Genomic DNA, 24254 nt, shown 5'->3' with positions numbered 1-24254 from the left:
TTGCATCAACGTGGTTATTCAGATTGACCACTGGGTAACCTAGATTCCACGCATCTCAGCCCATCCACGCAACGACGCGTGAGGATTGCCATATGCATCGCAATGCCAAAACTGGTGTTCGCGCCTTGACCTTTGCCTTGCTATGCGGCGCGTTGGGCTCAACGCTTGCGAAAGATGCGACAGTGAACCAATTGCCACCGGGCTATTCGCTTGCTGGCACTGGCGGCAGGCAGGACTTCGACTTCCTCGCTGGCGCCTGGACCACGCATCAGCGTCGACTCAAGACACGCGGCGAAGGCAGTACCGAATGGGTCGACGCGCCATCCAATGTCCACTGCGCAAGGCAGTATCTGGATGGTCTGACGACGGCGGAAGAAAGCTACTCGCCGGCGAAATCGATCACCGGGCTTTTTCTTTATCTGTTCGATCTGCAGAAGCGCCAGTGGTCCCTGTACTGGATTGATCCCAAGAGCGGCAATCTGGGGTCGCCCCTGGTTGGAGGCTTTGCAGGAAATCGTGGCACGTTCTACGGGCAGGACGTGGATGACGGACGCCCGGTAAAGGTGCGCTACGCCTGGACCAAGGTCGACAACGACCATGCGCGCTGGGAACAGGCGTTCTCTTTTGACGGCCGTACTTGGGAGACAAACTGGACCGCCGAATTCACGCGCGCGAATTCGGTCGAGGTCTGCACGAGGAAATAGCATGTCCGCTGACACCGCTTGACGCTGCTGCCGGCACCAGCGAGCAGGGCCTTATCCAGCGGCACTACTGAGGCGTGGGCACGTGAGCGGCATCGGCATTCGCGGCAAGCGCGGGCCCGGCTAGCGCCAGGAGCAGGGCGGGAGACTGGCGATTGCTACCCCCGCCGATTGGAGCGGCAGCCGCTCATCCAGCGGAGCTTTTGTGATCTAACCGAAGCTCCGCCTATCTCACAGTAAGCCGGTTGAACCAACTATTACTTACTACGCATCGAGGATGCCAACGACTTTCGATGGCCTCTTTTGGACTAATTTGCAGCCAAGATGCCGGTCCGGTTGGATTGTAAGTCTCAGATATATAGGCGAAAGACTTGAGCCATCTTTTAGTAATCACCAGCAGATCAGAGTCGAAGAAACGAAAAAGCCGGCAGTCGCCGGCTTTTTCTTGGATGTGCCGCCATGGCGGCAGGCTGTTCGATCATGGCGATCGGGCATGACCGCAACGTTACTCGCTGCGCTGGTACTGCGGCGACATCGGCATCATGTTGGCGTTCTCGTTGTACATGACCCAGATGGACGCGCCCAGCACGATCACGACCAGCACGATGGTGAAGATGAAGGCCATCATGTTCCAGCCGCCTTCAGAGTGCGTGTCGAGGTGCAGGAAGTAGATGATGTGCACGAAGATCTGCACCACGGCCAGCAACAGCACGATGGTGATGGTCAGCCAGTGGCTCTCGAAAACGCGCCCCATCACCAGCCAGAACGGGATGATGGTAAGGACCGCCGCCAGCACGAAGCCGGTCAGATAGCCGCGGAGGCTGCCGTGGTGCACATGCAGGCCGTCGTCGGCATGGCCGGATGAAGATGGATGGCTCATCGCAACACTCCCGCCAGATAGACGAAGCTGAAGACGCCGACCCACACCAGGTCCAGGAAGTGCCAGAACATGCTCAGGCACTGCAGGCGCCGGATGTTGGCCTCGTTCAGGCCGAACTTGCCCAGCTGCACCATCAGCACGATCAGCCACAGGATGCCCACGGACACATGCAGACCGTGCGTGCCGACCAGGGTGAAGAACGAAGACAGGAAAGCGCTGCGGCCGGGACCGGCGCCGTCGGCGATCATGCCGAGGAACTCGTGGATCTCCAGCGTCACGAAGCCGACGGCCAGCAGGCCGGAAATGGCCAGCCAGCCGAGCATGGCGCGCTGTTTGCGCCGTGCCATTTCCAGCATGGCGAAGCCGAAGGTGACCGACGACACCAGCAGCAGAGCGGTGTTCACCGCCAGCCCGGGTAGGTCGAGCACCTCGGCAGCCGATGGACCGCCGGCGGTATTGGTGCCGAGCACGGCATAGCAGGCGAAGAGCGATGCGAAGATGAAGCAATCGCTCATCAGGTAGATCCAGAACCCGAGCAGAGTTCCGTTGTGCGCGTGCGGCTCTTCGTGACAGAGGAACCGCGACGGCGCAGTATCGGCAACCGTGGTGTTCATGCGCTTGCCCCCTGGGCTTCAGGCTGCCAGTTGCCGGTGTGTTCGAACGTGTGCACTTCGTCCGCGGGGATGTGGTAATCGCGGTGGTAATTGAAGGTGTGGACGATGGATGCGGCGACGATGCCGACGAACGACACCACGGCCAGCCACCAGATGTACCAGACCAGGCCGAAGCAGCAGATAAAGGACAAGGTGCCGATGACCAAGCCCGCGGCCGTGTTCTTAGGCATGTGGATGGAGTGGAAACCTTCCAGCGGACGGCGGAAGCCGTGCTTCTTCATGTCCGTCCAGGCGTCGCGCGCATGCACGTTGGGGACGAACGCGAAGTTGTAGTCCGGCGGCGGCGACGAGGTGGACCACTCCAGGGTGCGGCCGTTCCACGGGTCGCCGCCCACGGCGTAAGCCTTGCGCCGCACCACACTGACGTAGATCTGGATGACGAAGGACAGGATACCGAGCGCGATCAGCGCGGCGCCGAACGCGGCGACGATGAAATACGGCTGCAAGGTGGCGTTGTCGAAATGGCTCAGGCGCCGGGTCACGCCCATCAGGCCCATGACATACAGCGGCGTGAAGGCCACCCAGAAACCGATCAGCCAAAACCAGAAGCTGGCCTTGCCCCAGAACTCGTCGAGCTTGAAGCCGAACGCCTTGGGGAACCAGTAGTTGACCGCCGCGAACACGCCGAACACCACGCCGCCGATGATCACGTTGTGGAAGTGCGCGATCAGGAACAAGCTGTTGTGCAGCAGGAAGTCGGCCGGCGCCACCGACAGCATCACGCCGGTCATGCCACCGATGGTGAAGGTGAACAGGAAGCCCATCGTCCACAGCATCGGCACGGTGAAATGCACCCGCCCCCGGTACATGGTGAACAGCCAGTTGAAGATCTTCACCCCGGTAGGGATGGAAATCATCATGGTGGTCAGCGAGAAGAACGAGTTGACGTCGGCGCCCGAGCCCATGGTGAAGAAGTGGTGCAGCCAGACCAGGTACGACAGAATCATGATCGCGACGGTGGCGTAGACCATCGACGAATAACCGAACAGCGGCTTGCCCGAGAACGTTGGCACGATCTCCGAATACACACCGAAGATCGGCAGGATCAGGATGTACACCTCCGGGTGGCCCCATACCCAGATCAGGTTGATGTACATCATCACGTTGCCACCGAGGTCGGTGGTGAAGAAGTGGGTGCCGAGGTAACGGTCCAGCGAGAGCAGCAGCAAGGTGGCGGTGAGCACCGGGAACGTCGCGATGATCAGGCCGCTGGTGCACAGCGTGGTCCAGCTGAACACCGGCATCTTCATCATCGTCATGCCGGGCGCGCGCATCTTCAGGATGGTGGTCACGAAGTTGACGCCGGTCAGCAAGGTACCCACGCCTGAGAGCTGCAGGCCCCAGATGTAGTAGTCGACGCCGGGGCCTTGCTGCAGTTCCGAGACCGGCGGATAGCCCAGCCATCCGGCCGTCGAGAAGTCGCCGATGAACAGCGACACCATGAACATGATCGCGCCCCAGAACGTGAACCAGAAGCTCAGGTTGTTGAGGAACGGGAACGCCACGTCGCGCGCGCCGATCTGCAGCGGCATGACGTAGTTCATGAGGCCGACGATGTAGGCCATCGCCACGAAGAAGATCATGATCGCGCCGTGCGCGGTGAAGATCTGGTCGTAGTGCTCCGGCGGCAGATAACCCATCTGCGGGCCGAAGGCGTAGGCCTGCTGCGCGCGCATCATGATGGCGTCGGAGAAGCCGCGCAGCAGCATCACCGTGCCGAGGATCATGTACATGATGCCGAGCTTCTTGTGGTCCACGCTGGTGAACCATTCATGCCACAGGTAGCCCCACAGGCGCTTCTTGGTGATGAGGCCGAGGATGGCCAGGCCACCGATGGCGACCACGGCGAGGGTGGCAAGGACGATGTGGCCTTCGAGATCGGGCTTCAGGAAAGGCAGTGAATCGAGCGTCAGCCTCCCGAACAGGAAATCCCAGATGGCGGCGCGATGAGGCATGGGTTCGGGCATGGCTTGAATCTCCGCAAGCAGATCAGTGCGCCTCCGCAGCCTGCGCGGGGACTGGTTTTCCGGCATCCACCAGCGCGCCGGGGCTGGTGTGCATCGAGGCATCGTGCATGCCTTGCATGGCATCGCCGGCCGACATCATGTGGTCCTCGCACTCCTGGCCGGGATCGGCGCAGCGATTGAGGATGCGGGTGTAGAGGTCGGGCTCGAAGCGCGCGTAGTACTGCACCGGCGCATTGCGCTCGGGCTGGCGCAGCTGGTCGTAGGCTTTGCGGTCGAGGTCGCCGCTCCCGGCCCGGACCTTGGCGATCCAGTCGTCGAAATCCCGCTGGCTCATGCCGTCGAAGCTGAAGCGCATGTCGGTGAAGCCCGAGCCGCTGTAGTTGGCCGAGAAGCCCTGGTATTGGCCGGGCTTGTTGATGACCGCATGCAACACCGTCTGCATGCCGGGCATGGTGTAGATCATGCCGGCCAGGTCCGGTACGGAGAAGGCGTCCATCATGGCGTCGGAGGTGAGCTTGAACCGGATGGGCACATCTACCGGCGCAGCAAGCTGGTTCACCGTGGCAACGCCGTACTGCGGGTAGAAGAACAGCCATTTCCAGCGCAGCGACACGACATCCACCTCGAGCGGCTGGGTGTCTGCGGCGACGGGCTGCCCCTTGGCCACCCGGTCGAGCGGGCGATAAGGGTCGAGCTGGTGGGTGCCGATCCAGCTGATCGCGCCGATGGCGATGATGATGAGCAGCGGCGCGGCCCATACCACCAGTTCCAGTTGGGGCGAATGATCCCATTCGGCGTCGTAGACGGCCTTTTTGTTGGAGGCCCGGTAGCGCCATGCGATGACACCGATCGCGACGAGCACCGGCACGACGATCAGCGCGATGATCAGCGTGGTGACGATCATGACGTCGCTTTGCTGGCGGGCAATGTCGCCGGACGGATCAAGCAACGCCAGATGGCAGCCGCCCAGCAGTGCAAGCGGGGACAGCAGCAGGCCGCGCAGACGTTTCACTGTCATGGGCATGTGTGCATCGGGCAACGAGGTGTTGCCTACACTACACTCCAAGGGCGGGTCTATACTACTCCCGCAACACGTGTTTCCCGGCCGGCTCGATGCGTCCAAGCCTGGCCGGGGCTGCAATGGGATCTCGTGGTGGCTTTGTGAAATCGGCTGCCCCGTTGCGCGATACCGCAGCCGGTCTGTCCAGCAAATCTCGCACGATCGTCGCCAGGGAATTGCCATGCCAACCAGCAGTACCCAGTCGCTCCCCGATTCGGTCCTTGATGCGCACGGCGCGAGCTCCCATGCGGAGCAGATGACGCCGGGAGACCTGGCCGTCGGTGTGATGGTCGGGCGCGCCTGCCAGTCCTTCGATTTCTTCGTGTTCGGCATCGGCTGCGTGCTGGCGTTTCCCGCGGTGTTTTTTCCCTTCGCCAGCGAGATCGACGGGATCTTTTACTCGTTTGCGATTTTCGCGCTGGCCTTCATCGCGCGGCCGCTGGGTTCCATGTTCTTCCTGGTGCTGCAGCGCCATCTCGGCCTCCCCACCAAGCTGACCATCGCGCTGTTCCTGCTCGGTATGGCGACTGCCGGCACAGCGTTCCTGCCTGGATACGCGACGCTGGGGTGGTCCGCCATCCTGGCGCTGGCGGTGCTGCGTTTCGGGCAGGGTTTCGCGCTCGGCGGCAGCTGGAACGGCCTGGCCTCGCTGATGGCGCTCAAGGCGCCCAAGAGCCGGCGCGGTTGGTACGGCATGTTGCCGCAGTTGAGCGACCCGATAGGCTTCATCATGGCGGCGGCGCTGTTTGCCTACATATGGTCGAGCCTGTCGCACCAGGAGTTCATCGACTGGGGCTGGCGCTATCCCTTCTTTGCGGCATTTGCGATCAACGTGGTGGCCCTGTTTGCCAGCCTGCGCATGGTGGTGGCGCCGCGCTACGCGGAGCAGCTCAAGGAGCGCGACCTGGAGCCGTCGTCGATGCGCGAGCTGACCCGTTCGCAGGGCCACAACATCGCGCTGGGCGCCTTCGCCCCGCTGGCAAGCTACGCGATGTTCCACCTGGTGACGATTTTTGCGCTGTCGTGGGCCTTGCTCTTCACGCAGCAGTCGGTGGTCAGCTTCCTCGTGGTGCAGATCGTCGGCGCCTTCGTGGCCTTGCCCTGCATGCTCTTGTCCGGCGTGGTGGCGAACCATTTTGGCCGTCGTACCACGCTGGCTGCGGGCGCCGTGTTGATCGCGGTCTATAGCGGATGGACCGCGCTGCTGCTCTCGGGCGGTAGCGTGAACAGTTTTCTGTTCATCATCCTCGGCTACGCCCTGCTTGGGTTTACCCACGCGCAGGCGGCCGGTGCGGTGAGTTCGAACTTCCTGCCGGAGTTCCGCTTCAGCGGCGCCATGATCACTTCGGATCTGGGCTGGCTGATCGGCGCGGGCTTTGCGCCACTGGTAGCCTTGGCGCTCGCCCGATATGCCGGGGTTCCCTACGTGGGCCTGTACCTGCTTTCGGGCGCGGTCGGCACGCTTGCCGCTTTGTGGATCAGCCGGCGCTCCGGCGGCCTTCCCGACGACTGACGTATTCGCGTGTAGCGACAAGACGACAAGGCCCGCATCGCGCGGGCCTTGTCGTTTTCGATGGAGACGCAAAGGCACTCGCCGTGCGCCAGCGCCTGCGCGGCTTCCGTCGTTCTGTGCTTGATGCGATCATGCGCGGCCATGCCAGACACAGACATTCCAGCAGATCCGAATGAGCGCAATATGCGTGGCCCGCTGGCGCTGGGCCTGCTGGCCTTGCTGGGGCTGGTGCTGTTTGCCGGCTTCGTGGCGCTGGGCACCTGGCAGGTGCATCGACTGGCGTGGAAGGCAGCGCTGATCGCCCATGTCAACGAGCGCGTGCATGCACCGCCGGTGCCGGCGCCCGTCCAGGCGGACTGGACAAGCATCACCGCGGCCGACGCGGAATATCGCCATGTGCAACTCTCGGGCACCTGGCTCAGTGATAGCCAGACGCGGGTATGGACGGCAACCGATGCCGGCAGTGGCTACTGGATACTCACGCCCTTGCGTCGCGACGACGGCAGCATCGTGCTGGTGAACCGCGGCTTTGCGCCGGACGGCTGGTGTGATCTCAAGGGGCATTGTCCGGCTGCGCCAGACGGCCAGGTCACGGTGACTGGCCTGTTGCGGATCAGCGAACCCTCCGGTTTGTTCCGCCACAACGACCCCACCGGCAACACTTGGTATACGCGCGACGTGGCGGCGATCGCTAAGGCGCGCGGCTTGGTCGACGTGGCTCCTTATTTCGTGGATGCCGATGCCGCGTCAGGCGCGACCGCATCCGAATGGCCGCGCGGCGGCATGACGGTGATCCATTTCCCGAACAGCCATCTCAACTACCTGATCACCTGGTACCTGCTGGCGCTGATGGTGCTGGGTGCGGGGGTCTACGTGGCACGGGACGAGTATCGGCTGCGCAAGCGCCGGCGCCGTTCGCCATGAAAAACGCCAGCCGGTTGCGGCTGGCGTCGTGATACGAAACCTCTAGCAGCTGCTTGCTCAGGCGCGACCGTATACGTCGTCGTAGCGCACGATGTCGTCCTCGCCGAGGTAGCTGCCGGACTGCACCTCGATCAGCTCCAGCGCCACCTTGCCGGGATTGCGCAGGCGGTGCTTGCTGCCCAGCGGGATGTAGGTGCTCTGGTTTTCGCCGAGCAGGAATACCTGGTCGTCGCAGGTGACCTCGGCAGTGCCGGAGACCACGATCCAGTGCTCGGCGCGATGGTGGTGCTTCTGCAGGCTGAGGCTGGCGCCGGGCTTCACCACGATGCGCTTCACCTGGAAGCGCTCGCCGGCTTCCAGCGAGTCATAGCTGCCCCAGGGGCGATGCACCACCCGGTGGAAAGAGTGTTCGCTGCGGTTGGCGGACTTGAGTTGTTCGACGACCTTTTTCACGTCCTGCGCCGCGTCGCGGTGCGCCACCAGAGTGGCATCGGGCGTGGAGACCACGATGAGATCGTTCACGCCCACGGTGGCGATAAGGTGGCGGTCGTGCGAGCGCAGCAGCGAGTTGCGCGTATCGACGGCGAGCGTGTCGCCCTCGCGCAGGTTGCCCTCGGCATCGCGTTCGCCGGCCAGCCACAGCGCCGACCAGGAGCCGATGTCGCTCCAGCTGCAGCTCACCGGGATAACCGCGGCGCGTGCGGTCTTTTCCATCACCGCGTAGTCGATGGAATCTTCCGGTACCTTGGCGAAGAGCTCCTTGTCCACGCGCACGAAGTCGAGGTCGGCGTGCGCGGCGGCGTGCGCAGCGCGCACGGCGGCCAACATGGCCGGTGCGTGCATGCCAAGCTCTTCCAGATAGCGGTCGGCACGGAACAGGAACATGCCGGAGTTCCAGTCGTAGCCGCCATCGGCAAGGTAACCCTCGGCGGTGGCGAGGTCGGGCTTCTCCACGAAGCGCTCGACGCGGAATGCGCCTTCATCGAGGGCTGCGCCGCGGCGGATGTAGCCGAAGCCGGTCTCGGCGCGGTCCGGGCGGATGCCGAAGGTCGCCAGCCAGCCTTGCCGAGCCGCCGGCAGAGCGCGCTGCACCGCGTCGACGAAACCATGGGTGTCGCCGATCAGATGGTCGGCTGGCAGCACCAGCAGCAGCGCGTCGGGATCGTGCTTCAGCGCTTCCAGTGCGCCAAGCGCGATCGCCGGGGCGGTATTGCGCGCCAACGGCTCCAGCACCACGGCGCCGCCATCGATACCGGCTTCGCGCAACTGTTCGGCGGCGAGGAAGCGGTGATCCTCGCTGGCGACCACGATGGGCGCCGCCACATCGGGAAGCTCCCGCGTGCGTGCAACGGTCTGCTGGAACAGCGTGCCGTGGCCGGCCAGCGAGAGGAATTGCTTGGGCAGGTTCCTGCGCGAGACGGGCCACAGGCGGGTGCCACTGCCGCCGCTGAGGATCAGGGGAATGAGCATGATTCAGTGTGCCTGACGGGTAAGCGCATCGAGCACGCCGTGCAAGCCGGCTTGCCAATCGGGCAGAGCATAGCCGAAGCGTTGCTGGAAGCCCGTATTGTCCAGCACCGACCAGGCGGGACGCCTGGCTGGCGTGGGATAGTCGGCCGTGGTGATCGCGGTGACGCGCGGCACGCGCGGGAGCAAGCCGCGGGCGTGTGCTTCATCGAAGATCGCTGCGGCGAAACCGTGCCAGCTGGTGTGGCCGCTGGCGACCAGGTGATGGGTGCCGATCAGTGCGTCGCGTTGCGCTGTGTCGGCCGCCCTCCAGGCATCCAGCGCGGCCAGTGTGCCGGCGACGATCAGCGCCGTGCTGGTAGGCGCGCCGATCTGGTCGGCCACCACGCGCAGTTCGTCGCGCTCGGCGCCCACGCGCAGCATGGTGCGCATGAAGTTGTTGCCGTGCGGTGCGTACACCCAGGCGGTACGGAAGATGAAATGAGCCGCTCCGCTGTCGCGCAGCGCCTGTTCGCCGGCTAGCTTGCTGCGGCCGTAGGCGCCCAGCGGCGCGGTGGGCGCGTCGATGGGGTAGGGTGCGTTGGCCGCGCCGTCGAACACATAGTCGGTGGAGTAGTGCGCCACCAGCGCGCCGTGCGAGGCAGCCCAACGACCCAGTACGCCCACGGCCTCGCCGTTGACGCGGGTGGCCAGCGACTCTTCCTGTTCGGCGCGATCCACCGCGGTGTAGGCGGCGGCGTTGACGATCACGTCGGGGTGCAGCCGGTCGAGCAGGGCGGGCAGGGATTCCGGCATGGCCAGATCGGCGATTTCGATGGTGGCACCGTCGAAACGCTGGCCATCGCGACTGGCGGTGACGAGTTCGCCGCGCGCGGCCAAGTTGCCATCCTCGATAAAGCTGCGGCCGAGCTGGCCGTTGGCACCGATCAGCAGGATCTTCATGCGGCGTATGTCGGCAGGCGATCGGCAGGCACCTCGGCGAGCAGCGGCGTCTTGCCATCCTTGTCCGACAGCAGGGGCTCGCTGATCGGCCAGTCGATACCCAGCGCGGCATCGTTCCAGCGGATGCCGGCATCGGCCTTCGGGTCATACAGCGCGGTGCACTGGTAACTGAAGGTGGCGAATTCGGACAGCACACAGAAACCGTGCGCGAAACCTTCCGGCACCCAGAAGTGGCGATGGTTGTCGGCGGTGAGCATCACCCCCACCGACTGGCCGAACGTGGGCGAACCGCGGCGGATATCCACCGCCACGTCGTACACCTCGCCTTCCAGCACGCTGACCAGCTTGCCCTGCGGGTGCGGCCACTGGTAGTGCAGGCCGCGCAGCACGCCACGTGCCGAGCGCGACACGTTGGACTGCACGAAGCGGCGGTCGATGCCGGCCTCGCGGTACTTCGCCTCGTTGTAGCTCTCGTAGAAGAAGCCGCGGGCGTCGCCGAAGACTTGTGGTTCGATCACCACGGCGCCGGGCAAGCGTGTCTCGATTACCTTCATCGGGCCACGCCCTCCTTTGCGAGTTGTTGCAGATATTGGCCGTAGCCGGTTTTGGCCATCGGTGCGGCCAGCGCCAGAAGGTGTTGCGCGTTGATCCAGCCGTTGAGATAGGCGATCTCCTCGGGGCAGCAGACCTTGAGACCTTGGCGGTTTTCGATGGTCTCGATGTAGTTGCCCGCTTCCATCAGCGACTCGTGCGTTCCGGTATCCAGCCAGGCGAAGCCGCGGCCGAGCTGCTCCAAATGCAGCGAGCCGTCGTCGAGATAGCAGCGATTGAGATCGGTGATTTCCAGCTCGCCGCGTGGCGAGGGTTTGAGCGAGGCGGCGTAGTCGCAGACCCTGCTGTCGTAGAAGTACAAACCGGTAACGGCGTAGTGCGACTTCGGTTGCGTCGGTTTTTCTTCCAGTCCGACGACCTTGCCCGCGGCGTCGAACTCGGCCACACCGTAGCGCTCCGGGTCCTTCACCCAGTAGCCGAACACGGTGGCGCCATGCTCCCGCGTTGCGGCGCGCTGCAATCGCTTGGTAAAGCCGTGGCCGTAGAAGATGTTGTCGCCCAGCACCAGGCAACTGGGTTTGCCGGCGACGAAATCGCGGCCGATGGTGAAGGCCTGGGCCAGGCCGTCGGGCGACGGCTGCACTGCGTAGTGGATGTCCAGGCCCCACTGCGAGCCATCGCCCAGCAGGCGCTGGAACATCGCCTGTTCGTGCGGGGTGTTGATCACCAGCACTTCGCGGATGCCGGCCAGCATCAAGGTGGCCAGCGGGTAGTAGATCATCGGTTTGTCGTAGACCGGCAGCAACTGCTTGCTTACCGCGCGGGTGATCGGGTGCAGGCGGGTGCCGGAACCGCCGGCGAGAATGATGCCCTTGGTCGTCATGCGCCCAGCCTCTCCATGCGATAGCTGCCATCGAGCACGCGCTGCACCCACGGTTGGTTGGCGAGGTACCAATCGACTGTGGCGGCGATACCGCTCTCGAAAGTCTGCGCGGGCTTCCAGCCCAGCGCGCGCTGCAGCTTGGAAGAATCGATCGCATAGCGGCGGTCGTGGCCGGGGCGATCCTTCACGTAGGTGATCAGCGACTCGCGCTTGCGGCCATCCACCAGCGGGCGACGCTCGTCCAGCAGCGTGCAGATCGTCTTCACCACGGTGATGTTGGTGCGCTCGGCGTTGCCGCCCACATTGTAGGTCTCACCAACGCGGCCGGCTTCCAGCACGCGGCGGATCGCGCTGCAGTGGTCGCCCACGAACAGCCAGTCGCGGATGTTCAGACCATCGCCGTATACCGGCAGCGATTCGCCCGCCAGCGCCTTGGCGGTGACCAGCGGAATCAGCTTCTCGGGGAACTGGAACGGCCCGTAATTGTTCGAGCAGTTGGTGGTGAGTACTGGCAGGCCATAGGTGTGGTGGAAGGCGCGGACCAGATGGTCGGACGCGGCCTTCGACGCGGAGTAGGGCGAGTTCGGCGCGTACGGTGTGGTCTCCGTGAACATGCCGGTCTCGCCTAGCGAGCCGTAGACCTCGTCGGTGGAGACATGCAGGAAGCGGAAAGCTTCGCGTGCGGCATCGTCCAGACCGCGCCAGTAGTCGCGGGCGCATTCCAGCAGGCCAAGCGTACCCACGACATTGGTCTGCACGAACTCGGCGGGGCCGTCGATGGAGCGGTCCACGTGAGACTCGGCGGCGAAGTTCACGATTGCGTCGGGCCGATGTTCGGCCAGCAGCCTGGCCACCAGAGCGCGGTCACCGATATCGCCCTGCACGAACACGTGACGGTGGTTGCCATTCAACGTAGCGAGGGTGTCGAGGTTTCCGGCGTAGGTGAGCTTGTCGAGGTTCACCACGGTAAGGCCGTCGGCCATCGCCTGCAGCACGAAATTCGCACCAATGAAGCCGGCGCCGCCGGTGACGAGGAGGGTTTGCATGGGGCGCGCGATCCGTGTGGCGACAAAGCTCCATTTTTGCATGCTCTCCCCGTGACTCAAATACGCCAGCATGCGGCGTTCGGGGCTTGGTTAAGGCAAATGTCGGTCCCGCGGGTACAATGCACGATCCTTTCACGCGGCAGCCGGCCACCGGCGGCTGCCGCCCAGCCCGGTTGCCTGCCCATGCCCAAGAAGAACGCCGCCAGCCACGGACTCGGAACGCGCGCGATCCATGCCGGCCAGCATCCCGATCCCTCGACCGGCGCGATCATGACGCCGATCTACGCCACCTCCACCTACGTGCAGGAGAGCCCCGGCAGGCACAAGGGCTACGAGTATTCGCGCACGCAAAATCCTACACGCATGGCCTACGAGCGCTGCGTGGCGGATCTGGAAGGCGGTGTGGCCGGCTTCGCGTTCGCCTCCGGCCTGGCGGCTGCCGCCACCACGCTGGACCTGCTGGATTCAGGCAGCCACGTGATCGCGATGGACGATCTCTACGGCGGCAGCTACCGTCTGTTCGAGCGGGTGCGCCGCCGCTCCGCGGGGCTGGATTTCAGTTTCATAGACCTGAACGACATGGCTGCGCTCAAAGCGGCGCTGAAGCCGAATACCCGGATGATCTGGGCAGAAACGCCTACCAACCCGATGCTGAAGCTGGTCGACCTCGCCAAGGTCGCCGCCTTCGCGAAGAAGCACGGCCTGATCCTGGTGGTCGACAACACCTTCTGTTCGCCGATGGTGCAGCGTCCGCTGGAGTTCGGCGCCGACCTGGTCCTGCATTCCGCCACCAAGTACCTTAACGGCCATTCCGACATGGTCGGCGGCATCGTCGTCGCCAACAGCAAGGAACTGGCCGAGCAGATGGGTTTCCTGCAGAACTCTGTGGGTGCCGTTGCCGGTCCGTTCGATGCCTTCCTCGCGATGCGTGGCCTGAAGACTCTGCATCTGCGCATGCGCCAGCACTGTGCCAGCGCTCTGGAACTGGCGGCGTGGCTGCAGAAACACCCGGCCGTGGAACGCGTGATCTACCCGGGCCTGAAGAGCCACCCGCAGCACGCGCTGGCGAAGCGACAGATGCACGGCTTCGGCGGCATCGTCACCATCGAGGTGAAGGGCGGGCTGAAGAAGGCACGTCGCATGCTTGAGCGCTGCGAATTGTTCGCGCTGGCCGAATCGCTGGGCGGAGTGGAAAGCCTGATCGAGCATCCGGGCATCATGACTCATGCTTCGGTGCCTGCGGCCAACCGCAAGCGGCTGGGCATTAGCGATGGATTGGTGCGGTTGTCTGTGGGGGTGGAAGATGTGAGTGATTTACTTTCCGAGCTTGCCGAAGCACTTGCGTGAAAGAAGTTGAAAATGACAATTGGCAGGAAGGGTAAATCGACTATGGCCGAAAATTTGAATGGCAATGTGAGAGTGTCGGGAACAAGCAGACTCATGGCGCCATTCTCATTCTTAACGACCTATAGATCGTTAACGATGGAGCTGGCTAAGCGGGATGTATTGGGAAGGTATCGAGGAGCAAGCTTTGGGCTTCTGTGGTCCCTGATAAGCCCTTTTATGATGCTGATGGTCTATACGTTCGCTTTTGGCAATATCTATAGAGGGCGCTGGCAGGAGACGGCGGGGCAGCATGACAGTTATACCATAATTCTTTTTATTGGATTGATTGTGCATGGATATTTTGCCGAATGCCTGAATCGTTCCCCGCAACTAGTTACCGGGAATGTTAACTTCGTGAAGAGGGTGGTTTTTCCGCTCGAGATACTTCCGTGGCCAATGATGCTTTCGGCTTTGTTCCATATGGCCATGAATATTGTTGTCTTTGTTCTTCTAAGGCTTGTCATGGATCATGAATTCTCATGGACCATAGTTTTCTTGCCGGTCGTTGTTTTGCCTCTTGTGATGCTTACGGCGGGATTGGCTTGGTCTTTGGCGGCACTTGGAGTTTATTTTCGCGATATAGGGCAAGTCACCGGCGTCATGTCGATGGCAGCTCTCTTTATGTCGTCCGCAATGATTCCGTTGTCCAGTTTGCCGCCTATGTATCAAAAGCTCCTATACCTAAACCCTTTGACCTTCATAATTAATGAGGCGCGACTCGTTACGCTTTGGAACGAAAGCCCGAACTGGTTTGGCCTTTTCATTTATTTCTGCGGGGCGACGGTATTTGCATATGCTGGCTATGGATGGTTCCGCGCAACGAGGCGAGGGTTTGCGGATGTCTTGTAACGAAGTTGCCATTCAGATTAATCGGGCGAGTAAGGTATATCCAGTCTATGATCGGCCGCATCATAGGCTATTCCAGATGCTGTCTCGTCGTGAGAAAAGCCGCTGGTTTCGCGAATTCTGGGCGGTTAGGGATGTAACTTTCTCGGTGTCTCGCGGCGAAACGCTCGGTATTGTTGGTCGCAATGGATCTGGTAAATCCACGCTGCTTCAGATGATTTGTGGAACGCTTGCGCCGTCGAGTGGGGACATAGATGTACGCGGTCGTGTGGCTGCGTTGCTTGAGCTGGGGTCAGGATTCAATCCTGATTTTACCGGGCGCGAAAATGTCTTCTTGAATGGCACGGTGCTTGGGCTTACCCGGCAAGAGATCGAGGACAGGTTTGACGATATCGCTGCTTTCGCAGATATCGGCGACTTCATCGATCAACCGGTTAAAAGCTATTCAAGCGGCATGTACGTCCGCTTGGCCTTTGCGGTAGCGATCAATGTGATGCCGGATATTCTCGTGGTCGATGAGGCGTTGTCGGTCGGTGATGAGGCTTTCCAGCGCAAATGCTTTGCCCGCATCAATGCGATCCGCGAAAATGGGGCAACGATTCTATTTGTTTCCCATTCGGCTAGCGTGGTCACGGAGCTCTGCAACAGAGCTGTCCTGCTCGACCGTGGCGAGCTGCTCGGCATCGGTGCGCCCAAGGCTATCGTCTCCCGTTATCAGAAGATGCTTTACGCACCCGCCGATCGCCTCGAAGCCATTCGGGCGGAAATTCGTGCGGAATGCGGAGTATCCGGTGCGCCAGTCAAGCAGGACCCGGTGTCCGTGGAAGTGCGGCAGATGGCTCCGTCCGCCTCAAGCGGAGAGCTGGAAGAACAGGACGAGTTGTTCTTCGACGAAAGCATGGTGCCGCAAAGCACGCTCCACTACGAGTCGCTAGGCGCCGAAATTACGGGCGTTCGGCTGGAGACGCCTGGCGGGAAGCGCGTCAACGTAGTCAAGGCGGATAGGGAATACGTTTACATTTACAATGTTGTGTTTCGCCAGTCGGCTTCGGCGGTGCGTTTCGGCATGATGATCAAGACGGTCACCGGCCTTGAGTTGGGCGGGGGGGCATCTTCCACTTTGACCGACTCAATCGTAGTCGTGGAGAGTGGCCAGGAATTCGAGGTGCGCTTTCGCTTCCGCGCGCATCTCGCCGCGGGCACCTATTTCCTGAATGCGGGCGTCGTAGGTCGAGTTGGTGAGGAGGAAGGGTATCTGGGCCGCTGCATCGATGTTGCGATGTTTCGTGTCATTTACGACCCAGAGCGCCTCGCCACCGGCTTGATCAATTTTGACATTCAACCGTCGTTCCGCAGTGCGAAGGCATGAGATTAGTCACCATGAGTGAAAATTCGCGTTCCCGGAAAAAGGGTATTTTTATACTCGGCATGCACCGTAGTGGCACCTCTGCCACGACACGCGTCGTCAATCTGCTCGGGGCGAACCTAGGCCCGGCCTTGGTTGATCCCGCGCCGGATAACAGGAAGGGATTCTGGGAACATTTCGAAGCCAATCAGCTCGATGATCTCTTGCTCACCGAGCTTGGCCGCACATGGCATGACATTCGCGAGATGCCTTCCGGCTGGGAGAGCTCGCCGGTTGCGCGACAAGCCGTGGCAACGTTTGCAAGCCTGATTGAGCGCGACTTTGGCGATAGTCCGGTTTGGGCGATCAAGGATCCACGGATGTGCCGACTTGCGCCGCTCTGGCTGGAAGCGGCCCAACGGTGCGATATCGACGTTTCGGTATTGCTAGTGGTGCGCAATCCGCTCGAAGTAGCGGAATCGCTGCGCGTACGCGATCGCTGGGTACCGGGACACTCGTACCTGCTTTGGATGCAGCACTTGCTAGAAGCCGAGTGCGCCACCGGCGATCGTCCTAGGAGCGTTCTACTTTATGACCAGTTGCTCGAAGACTGGCGTGGATCCATGGCGCGCGTGGCCGGCGAGCTGCAGGTTGATTGGCCGCGTGGATTTGATGAAGCCGGTGCGGAGATCGACGACTTCCTTGAAACAAGCGAGCGGCATTTCAGTGCTGCCGACAGTAGCTCCCCTGCGGTTGATGGACCGCAATTGCCAGGGTTGGTCGAGAAGCTATATGAAATCTGCAGCCGCATCTCGCGCGGTGAGGGCGAGTGGCGCGAGGTACATGAGCTGTATGCTGAATACCTAGCGGCCTCGCAGATATATGCCGAGCCCATCATCGATCTGGTCTCCCGTAAGGCTCAGGCCGAAGAGAGGGCGCAGCACGCGGAATCGATCGTCAATGCGGTTGATACGGTTGCAAGCTCGATACGCGGTCAAGTGGCAGATTCTGTGGAAGCTGCCAATGCCGCACGCGAGGCGGCAAGTGCCGCACAAACGCTCATCGTGAACCAGGACGAAAAGCTTAAACAGTTGACTGCACTGATCGAAACGGCCAGCACGCAGCTTGCCGCCCAGGGGGAGATGATCGGCAGGCTGGTCGAACGCGCTGACAGCGAGCTCTTGGACAGTGAACGCCGCGCGGAAGAGCTGCTCAACTCGGCCGATATTCGCAGCGAGACGCTCGAGAAGGCGCTACTGGCGAGTGACAAGTACATCGACGAGTTGCTGAATTCGACCAGTTGGCGCATCACTGCGCCGCTGCGCTGGGCCCGCAAGAAGACGCTCCCCAATCAGGTGCGTGCGGCACTGGGTCGTGGCGTCAAGGCGACCTACAACAGTCTTCCTCTCTCGGTGGACGCGAAGCTGGCAGTGAAGGGGGCGGTATTTCGCGGGCTTTCGCCCGTTCTGCGAAACACGAACGCGTACAAGTCATGGAAGAATTTCAAGCGCAAGCCGGCTGCCCGGCCCATAGCTGCAAAGAACAACACAACCAGCAATCCGCTCGCCAAAGCGCCCCAGCCTCGGCCCCGACCTCCGGTGCGGCCCGTTCCTTTCGACGGTGCGGGGCGGCTGGCATTCTTCACGATCTGCTCGCGGAATTTCACGGCCTATGCGCGAACGCTCGCGGACTCGGTACGCGCCCAGCATCCGGACGCAGCTTTGTTTGTCGCTCTGTGCGACGAGCGCGGCGAGGGCTATGACGTCAGCGGCCTGCCGTTCGAGCTGGTGGAGCTGGACCAGCTGGACATCGTCGACTATCAGGAAATGGGGCGTCGGTACAACATCACGGAATTCAATACCGCGATAAAGCCTTTCGTATTCACGTACCTGTTCGAAAGAAGGGGCTTCGAGAAGGTCGTTTACCTCGACCCCGACATCCTCGTCGTCAGCCCCCTGGAGGAAGTGACGGATGCCCTTTCAAAGGGGGCCGAGGCGGTGCTCACCCCGCATATCCTGCATCCAGCGGAGAACACCGAGCGTACGGACATCCATATGCTTCAGCTCGGGATCTACAACCTGGGCTTTGTGGCGCTGCGCAACACCGCCCGCGTGCGCGAGATCGTCAGATGGTGGGAGCGCAGGCTGGAATTCGAATGTGTGATTCGTCCCGAGGAGGGGTTGTTCGTCGATCAAAAGTGGGCGGACCTTCTGCCGTCTTTCATCGAGAACACGCACATCCTCCATCATCCCGGCTACAACGTGGCGTACTGGAACCTGCCACAACGAGAGGTGACGCTGCGGGACGATACGTGGCTGGTGAATGGACAGCGCCTGCGATTCGTCCATTTCTCCGGCAACAAGCTGGAGGACACGGCCGTGTTTTCGAGGCACAGCTGGCAGCTGAACACAGACAACATCGGCGACCTCAAGCTGCTGCTTGATGAGTACCGCAACCGCGTCTTCGGCAACGATCATCTGGCATACGCGAAGTTCCCCTATTCGTTCAGCTGGAATGGCGCGAGCGGCAGGAACGAACACACGCCACAGGGCGCGACGCTCACGGCTCAGCAGGTCGGCAACGAACCGGTACAGGTCGCGGGGACGGTGGCGGCGGGGGAGGCCCTGGAGTCAGGCTATACGGCTCGCCGGTTTGCGACTGATGTCATTCGCGACGCCGGAGGGCCAGCTCAGGTGGCCAGGAAAGCTTGGCGCATTTACCGCGAGCGTGGCCTGAAGGGCGTGCGTGAAAAGGTTTCTACGCTGTCCATGACGTATTCGGACAACGTCGCCCGCGAGGAGGAGTGGACTCCCAAGCCTCACGCTTCTCATGTTGTCAAGCGTGCGATGTTTGTGGATTGGTCGACGCCACGTCCCGACCAGGATGCGGGTTCGGTGACCACGTTCGGGTTTCTGAAGATTTTTGTCGAACTCGGTTATGACGTGACTTTCGTTCCTAGCGATCTGGAGTACTTGGGCAAATACAGTGATCGACTTGAAGCGCTGGGCATTCGCTGCCTGGACCGCTCGGTCGTGGGAAGCATGGCATCGCATCTGCGCCAGTACGGTTGTGATTACGATTTGGTGATGGTGTTCCGCGCTCCCGTGGCGGCCCTCTACATGTCCGACATCAAGCGCTACGCACCTTACGCCAAGTTTGTTCTGGAGACGGCGGACCTCCACTATCTCCGCGATACCCGACATGCCGAGCACGAAGATTCGGATGAGCTTCGCGCAAAGGCGCTGGCGGCCAAGGAATTTGAGCTCAACATCATCAATACGGCCGATGTGACCATCGTGGTCAGTCCGGTGGAGAAGGAGATCCTTTCGCTGGATGCGCCAGGGGCCGACATCAGATACCTGCCGGTACCGCTCGTCACCTCCGGCAAGCCGGAGAAGATCGCTGGCTTTGATGAACGCAGCGGCATCATGTTTGTGGGCGGGTATCGCCACCTTCCCAATGTCGACGCCATGGAATACTTCTGCCGCGAAATCTGGCCGCTGGTCAGCCCGCGGTTGCCCGGCGTCGAGTTCCTTATCGTCGGCAGCTTCCCGCCTCCGGAAGTCGTGGCCTTGGGGGATATCCCCGGCGTCAGGGTGGTCGGCTTCGTGGAAGACCTCGATAGCCTGCTCGCGAAGGTCCGCTTGTCCGTGGCTCCCCTCCGGTTCGGCGCGGGCGTGAAGGGCAAGGTAGCCACGGCGATGATCGCGGGTGTGCCTGTGGTAGGTACGACCATCGCCTTCGAGGGCATGGGGTTCGAAGCCGGCACCGAGGTGCTGGTATCGGATGCTGTGTCCGAATTCGCCGATCTCGTCGTGCAGGCCTATTCAGATCGACAGTGTTGGTCCGGGCTTTCGGTGAATGGCATGCAAAAGGTCGACATGCTGTACACGGAGGAGGCCGGCAAGGAACATCTCGGCCGCCTGCTCAAACAGACCGGCTTGCGCACCAACGACTATGGCTTCGAGCGCATCGGGTCCTATTCGGCCTACCTGCGGCACCTGCAGCGCACAGAGAATGAAAGGGCACGCCGCGCCGAACTTGAGCTGGGCCTCATCCCTGTCGACGAGGAGAGCTTCCTTGTCGATGGCCACTGCATCAATTGCGACGATGCGAGCCAGTTCAGGGTGAGCTTCATGTACTCCTGCCAGACCACGCCGACCGGAAGACCGATCCCCAACTGGCGCGAACACCTCGATTGCGTCAAGTGCGGTTTCATCAATCGGGCCCGCGGCATCATGCAGCTGGTGAATCATGTCCTGCATGTGCCACAGACCTCGCGCATCTACCTTACGGAGCGGACGACCCGGCAGTACCAGTGGTTCGAAGAGAACTTCAGCAACGTCACCGGCACCGAGTTTTTTGGCCCTGAGCATGCCCGAGGAAGCTTGGTCAACGGCATTCGGCATGAGGACCTGACGTCGCTGACTTTTGCGGACGCTTCGTTCGATCTGATTGTTTCGCTTGACGTGCTCGAGCATGTGCCCGATGCCGAAGCGGCGTTCCGCGAGTGCTGCCGGACCCTGGCGCCGGGCGGTGTCCTGCTGTTTACCGCACCCTTCTCGTCGATCAGCCCGACGGAGATCACGCGGGCGATCCTGCGCGAGGATGGCGCGATCGAGCACCTGATGGAGCCGGAATACCATGGAAATCCGGTGGATCCTGAAAATGGTGCCCTGTGCTTCCGCTACTTCGGTTGGGACATGCTGGAGCAACTGAAGCGGGTCGGCTTCGAAGAGGCCGAGGCGATCTGCTACTGGTCGCGTGATCTCGCCTACCTGGGAGGAGAGCAGTTCGCCTTCGTGGCGCGGAAGCCACGGTGATCCCTTGTCGTCAGCGTTCGCTGGACTCCTGGGCTGTGGGTGACGTATTGCCAGGAACCACTGCCGAAGCTGTGTGGAGATTGAATCGATGAGCGTGTTGGTTAGGGCTAGAGCACCGCTTAGGCTCGGTTTGGCGGGTGGCGGGACGGACGTGTCACCGTACTGCGACGTGTACGGCGGACAGGTCATGAACGTGACCATCGACAAGTATGCCTACGCAGTCGTCAAGGACGGGCAGAAGGACCAGGTGACGTTCCAGGGTATCGACGTCGATATCTCGGAGTCCCATCACTGCGACGACCTGAAGCTCGACGGTGGCATGCGCTTGGCGAAAGGCGTCTATGCACGGATCGTCCGTGACTTCCTGGGGGGGCGCGGACGGCCAGTAGACGTCAAGACGTTCTCTCATGCGCCGCCGGGGTCCGGTCTCGGCTCATCGTCGACCATGGTGGTGGCGCTGGTGCAGGCGTTCGCGGAGTTCTTCCAGCTTCCGCTCGGGGAGTACGAGGTTGCCCACCTGGCGTATGAAATCGAGCGCAAGGACCTCGGGCTGGCGGGCGGCAAGCAGGATCAATACGCGGCGGCATTCGGCGGCTTCAATTTCATGGAGTTCTACGCCGAAGAGCGGGTGATCGTGAATCCGTTGCGAGTGAAGGACTGGGTATGGGCGGAGCTCGAAGCCTCGCTGGTGCTTTACTTCACCGGGGTCTCCAGGGCTTCCGCGGACATCATCGACCAGCAGTCGCGCAATATCGGCGAGCAGAAGCAGTCGTCGATTGACGCGATGCACCGGCTCAAGACCGAGGCGGTGCAAATGAAGGAGTCCGTGCTCAGGGGCGACCTCACGGCCTTCGGAAAGACCCTGATGGCGGGGTGGGAAGCTAAGAAGCAGACAGCCGATTGCATCACCAATCCGCTCATCGAGTCGGTCGAGCAACTTGCGTACGCCAACGGCGCCCGCGCTGCCAAGGTGTCCGGTGCCGGTGGCGGCGGTTTCATCATGTTCGTCTGCGATCCAGAACACCGAATTCCGCTCGTCCGCGCACTGACCAGCCAGGGCGGGAGCGTCATGGACTTCCACTTCACTCAACACGGAGCCACATCATGGCGAATCAGCTAAACGACCACGTTGACTCCGAGTTCTCGAAATCGATAGACCTGCTCAAGGCCATGTCGATTGACCTGGCTCTTCGCGCGCAGATCGCCGAGGTGGTGGGAATATCGGTCAATGCGCTGAGGCAGGGGCGCAAGCTGATGTTCGCCGGGAATGGGGGAAGCGCGGCGGATGCTCAGCACTGGGCAGGCGAATTGGTCAGCCGCTTTTACTTCGATCGGCCGGGCCTTCCTGCCATCGCGCTGACGACTGACACCAGCATTCTTACCGCCATCGGCAACGATTACGGCTACGACTACGTGTTCGCTCGGCAGGTCGAGGCGATTGGCCAGCAAGGGGACGTGCTGTTCGCCATCTCCACGTCGGGCAAGTCGAAGAACATCCTGCGCGCCGTGCACGCCGCCCGGGAGCGCGGGGTCGTTTCGATCGGCTTTACCGGCGCCGGCGGCGGCGACATGGCGAACGAGTGCGACCACTGCATACGCGTGCCGTCGGGCGAGACTCCGAAGATCCAGGAAGGGCATGAATTCCTGGGACACCTGATCTGCGGACTCATCGAGAGCGAGATGTTCGAACATGGCCGTGCCTGAGGAAATCGTGGTCCTGGCCGGAGGATTCGGAACCCGGCTGCGCGACGTGGTCAGCGATGTCCCCAAGCCGTTGGCCCCCGTGCGGGGGCGGCCGTTCCTCGCATACCTGCTGGACGTATTCGCCCAGCAGGACCTGCGACGCGTGATCTTCGCGACGGGTTACATGGGTGAAATACTGCCCGAAGCGCTGGGGCGCACCTGGCGTGGGATGGAACTGGTCTACGTGCAAGAGAGCGAGCCTCTCGGCACCGGCGGGGCCATCGTCCATGCGGCGGCGTCGGTCATGGGCGACGCGTTCTTCGTGGCGAACGGAGACACCTTTCTTTCCCTCGACTACGCGGCATTCGCCGGATTCTCGGCAGCGCAATCGGCCGAGATCGGTGTCGCTCTGGCCAAGGTTCCCGATGTCGGGCGCTATGGCACCGTCGAGACGGACGGAGCGCGCATCGAGCGTTTCACGGAGAAAGGCGGCTCGGGTCCGGGCTTCATCAACGCGGGAACATACTATGTGCGGCGCACGGCACTGAGCGCATTTCCGCAGGCACGGAAGTTCTCATTCGAGACGGACGTCCTCGCGCTCATGACGGGCTCCAGCCGGATGGCGGCCTTTACAGGAACGCATGATTTCATCGACATCGGGGTGCCGGAAGATTATCGGCTGGCCCAGTCGTGCCTCGGTGCGGAAAGTGCCTGACTGGATATGACGGACGCAAGCAAGAAGGCACTTTTCCTCGATCGGGACGGTGTGATTAACGTCGACTACGGTTATGTCTGCAGCGCCGAGCGCACCGTATTCATCGACGGGATCTTTGATCTCTGTCGCACCGCCGAGTCGCGCGGATTCATCATCGTCATCGTGACGAACCAGGCCGGCATCGCCAGGGGCTATTACTCCGAGGAGGAGTTCCATGCGTACATGGCGTGGATGTCCGCCGAGTTCGCGAAGCGCGGAGTGAGCCTGTCGCGCGTCTACCATTGCCCGCACCATCCTTCCGAAGGCATCGGTCAATACCGGGTCGATTGCGATTGCCGCAAGCCTATGCCGGGCATGATTCTCAGGGCTGCCGAAGACGAGGGGATCGATCTCGCTGCCTCGATATTCATTGGCGACAAGATGTCCGACATGCAAGCCGGGCGCTCCGCAGGCATCGGCAACCTATGGCTTTATGGCCGGGACGATAGCGTCGACAAACGGGGCGATGTCGTTCCCCTCGACGCGCTGGAGCAGGCCCGGCGGCGGCTGGAAGATCTGTGACCATGGCGCGGGCCGGCGGCGGCTCCGCGCAACGATGAGCTCATACTCTCGGACAGGTCGCGGATCTCGAATCCGCGAACCCCACCGCCGGCGGACCGGCTCAGCTGCCGAGCGCCTGTTCCAGTTGCGGCAGCAGCGTGAACAAATCACCCACCAGGCCGATGTCGGCCACCTCGAAGATCGGCGCCTCGCCATCCTTGTTGATCGCCACGATGGTACCTGCGTCCTTGATCCCGGTGAGGTGCTGGATGGCGCCGGAGATGCCGATGGCCATGTACAGTTCGGG

The 24254-nt window shown here is 62.0% G+C and carries 21 protein-coding genes; 11 read left to right on the top strand and 10 right to left on the bottom strand.

The genetic code is table 11. The features are described 5' to 3' along the window. Positions 1 to 92: 92 nt before the first annotated feature. Positions 93 to 704 carry a hypothetical protein gene (locus ISP14_RS15645; RefSeq protein ID WP_404541577.1) on the top strand — a complete coding sequence of 204 codons (612 nt, stop codon included), beginning with the start codon at positions 93 to 95 and terminating at the stop codon, positions 702 to 704. 502 nt (positions 705 to 1206) lie between these two features. Here the strand turns inward: ISP14_RS15645 and cyoD are convergent. The 4 genes from cyoD to cyoA form a co-directional block, all read right to left on the bottom strand. Continuing rightward, positions 1207 to 1581: a cytochrome o ubiquinol oxidase subunit IV gene (gene cyoD, locus ISP14_RS15640; protein WP_404541575.1), complete on the bottom strand. Its 375-nt coding sequence runs from the start codon at positions 1579 to 1581 to the stop codon at positions 1207 to 1209. Continuing rightward, positions 1578 to 2195, bottom strand: a complete 618-nt coding sequence (gene cyoC / locus ISP14_RS15635; protein WP_404541573.1) for a cytochrome o ubiquinol oxidase subunit III — start codon at positions 2193 to 2195, stop codon at positions 1578 to 1580. Before cyoC ends, cyoD begins: the two co-directional genes overlap by 4 nt. Beyond that, complete coding sequence (gene cyoB / locus ISP14_RS15630) at positions 2192 to 4180, bottom strand: cytochrome o ubiquinol oxidase subunit I (protein WP_404541727.1); 1989 nt, start codon at positions 4178 to 4180, stop codon at positions 2192 to 2194. The genes cyoC and cyoB overlap by 4 nt, the downstream gene beginning before the upstream one ends. 64 nt (positions 4181 to 4244) lie before the next feature. Further along, positions 4245 to 5246 (bottom strand): ubiquinol oxidase subunit II, encoded by a 1002-nt coding sequence (cyoA, locus tag ISP14_RS15625; RefSeq protein ID WP_404541571.1) that lies wholly within the window; start codon positions 5244 to 5246, stop codon positions 4245 to 4247. A 217-nt stretch (positions 5247 to 5463) separates the two neighbouring features. On the opposite strand from cyoA, the gene ISP14_RS15620 reads away from it, so the two are divergent. Both ISP14_RS15620 and ISP14_RS15615 read left to right on the top strand, forming a co-directional pair. Beyond that, on the top strand, positions 5464 to 6795 hold the full coding sequence (locus tag ISP14_RS15620) for an MFS transporter (protein ID WP_404541568.1): 1332 nt from the start codon (positions 5464 to 5466) through the stop codon (positions 6793 to 6795). Between the two features lie 183 nt (positions 6796 to 6978). Continuing rightward, complete coding sequence (locus ISP14_RS15615) at positions 6979 to 7719, top strand: SURF1 family protein (protein WP_404541564.1); 741 nt, start codon at positions 6979 to 6981, stop codon at positions 7717 to 7719. A 57-nt stretch (positions 7720 to 7776) separates the two neighbouring features. Here ISP14_RS15615 and ISP14_RS15610 read toward each other — a convergent pair whose 3' ends face one another. Genes ISP14_RS15610 through rfbB form a run of 5 tightly spaced genes read right to left on the bottom strand, consistent with a single transcriptional unit; the run spans position 7777 to position 12609 of the window. Next, positions 7777 to 9189 (bottom strand): mannose-1-phosphate guanylyltransferase/mannose-6-phosphate isomerase, encoded by a 1413-nt coding sequence (locus ISP14_RS15610; RefSeq protein ID WP_404541563.1) that lies wholly within the window; start codon positions 9187 to 9189, stop codon positions 7777 to 7779. A 3-nt stretch (positions 9190 to 9192) separates the two neighbouring features. After that, a complete protein-coding gene (rfbD, locus tag ISP14_RS15605; RefSeq protein ID WP_404541560.1) occupies positions 9193 to 10128 on the bottom strand; it encodes a dTDP-4-dehydrorhamnose reductase in 936 nt (311 codons plus the stop codon). Then, positions 10125 to 10682 (bottom strand): dTDP-4-dehydrorhamnose 3,5-epimerase, encoded by a 558-nt coding sequence (rfbC, locus tag ISP14_RS15600; protein WP_404541557.1) that lies wholly within the window; start codon positions 10680 to 10682, stop codon positions 10125 to 10127. Before rfbC ends, rfbD begins: the two co-directional genes overlap by 4 nt. Further along, the gene (gene rfbA, locus ISP14_RS15595) at positions 10679 to 11563 is read right to left on the bottom strand and encodes a glucose-1-phosphate thymidylyltransferase RfbA (RefSeq protein WP_404541555.1); all 885 of its coding nucleotides are present in this window, start codon (positions 11561 to 11563) and stop codon (positions 10679 to 10681) included. The genes rfbC and rfbA overlap by 4 nt, the downstream gene beginning before the upstream one ends. Further along, entirely contained in the window at positions 11560 to 12609 is a 1050-nt protein-coding gene (rfbB, locus tag ISP14_RS15590) for a dTDP-glucose 4,6-dehydratase (protein ID WP_404541552.1), read from the bottom strand. The genes rfbA and rfbB overlap by 4 nt, the downstream gene beginning before the upstream one ends. A 183-nt stretch (positions 12610 to 12792) precedes the next feature. On the opposite strand from rfbB, the gene ISP14_RS15585 reads away from it, so the two are divergent. The 8 genes from ISP14_RS15585 (at position 12793) to ISP14_RS15550 (ending at position 23968) form a co-directional block, all read left to right on the top strand. Further along, a complete protein-coding gene (locus ISP14_RS15585; protein ID WP_404541550.1) occupies positions 12793 to 13956 on the top strand; it encodes a cystathionine gamma-synthase in 1164 nt (387 codons plus the stop codon). Between the two features lie 93 nt (positions 13957 to 14049). After that, positions 14050 to 14844 carry an ABC transporter permease gene (locus tag ISP14_RS15580; RefSeq protein WP_404541725.1) on the top strand — a complete coding sequence of 265 codons (795 nt, stop codon included), beginning with the start codon at positions 14050 to 14052 and terminating at the stop codon, positions 14842 to 14844. Between the two features lie 76 nt (positions 14845 to 14920). Beyond that, on the top strand, positions 14921 to 16210 hold the full coding sequence (locus ISP14_RS15575; protein WP_404541548.1) for an ABC transporter ATP-binding protein: 1290 nt from the start codon (positions 14921 to 14923) through the stop codon (positions 16208 to 16210). Positions 16211 to 16221: 11 nt separating this feature from the next. Further along, positions 16222 to 21009 (top strand): glycosyltransferase, encoded by a 4788-nt coding sequence (locus ISP14_RS15570; RefSeq protein ID WP_404541545.1) that lies wholly within the window; start codon positions 16222 to 16224, stop codon positions 21007 to 21009. Positions 21010 to 21196: 187 nt separating this feature from the next. Then, positions 21197 to 22129 carry a GHMP family kinase ATP-binding protein gene (locus ISP14_RS15565; protein WP_404541543.1) on the top strand — a complete coding sequence of 311 codons (933 nt, stop codon included), beginning with the start codon at positions 21197 to 21199 and terminating at the stop codon, positions 22127 to 22129. Further along, entirely contained in the window at positions 22114 to 22713 is a 600-nt protein-coding gene (locus tag ISP14_RS15560; RefSeq protein ID WP_404541540.1) for a D-sedoheptulose-7-phosphate isomerase, read from the top strand. Before ISP14_RS15565 ends, ISP14_RS15560 begins: the two co-directional genes overlap by 16 nt. Then, positions 22700 to 23407, top strand: a complete 708-nt coding sequence (locus ISP14_RS15555) for a nucleotidyltransferase family protein (protein WP_404541538.1) — start codon at positions 22700 to 22702, stop codon at positions 23405 to 23407. The genes ISP14_RS15560 and ISP14_RS15555 overlap by 14 nt, the downstream gene beginning before the upstream one ends. A gap of 6 nt (positions 23408 to 23413) precedes the next feature. Then, positions 23414 to 23968, top strand: a complete 555-nt coding sequence (locus tag ISP14_RS15550; RefSeq protein WP_404541534.1) for a D-glycero-alpha-D-manno-heptose-1,7-bisphosphate 7-phosphatase — start codon at positions 23414 to 23416, stop codon at positions 23966 to 23968. Between the two features lie 100 nt (positions 23969 to 24068). On the opposite strand, the gene ISP14_RS15545 is transcribed toward ISP14_RS15550, so the two are convergent. Further along, the coding region (locus ISP14_RS15545) for an FAD-binding protein (RefSeq protein ID WP_404541533.1) at positions 24069 to 24254 on the bottom strand (186 nt) is incomplete at its 5' end.

Origin of the sequence: Dyella agri (assembly GCF_044904705.1) — a bacterium.
Lineage (GTDB): Bacteria > Pseudomonadota > Gammaproteobacteria > Xanthomonadales > Rhodanobacteraceae > Rhodanobacter_A > Rhodanobacter_A agri.
This window is presented reverse-complemented; position numbering and strand designations above follow the sequence as displayed.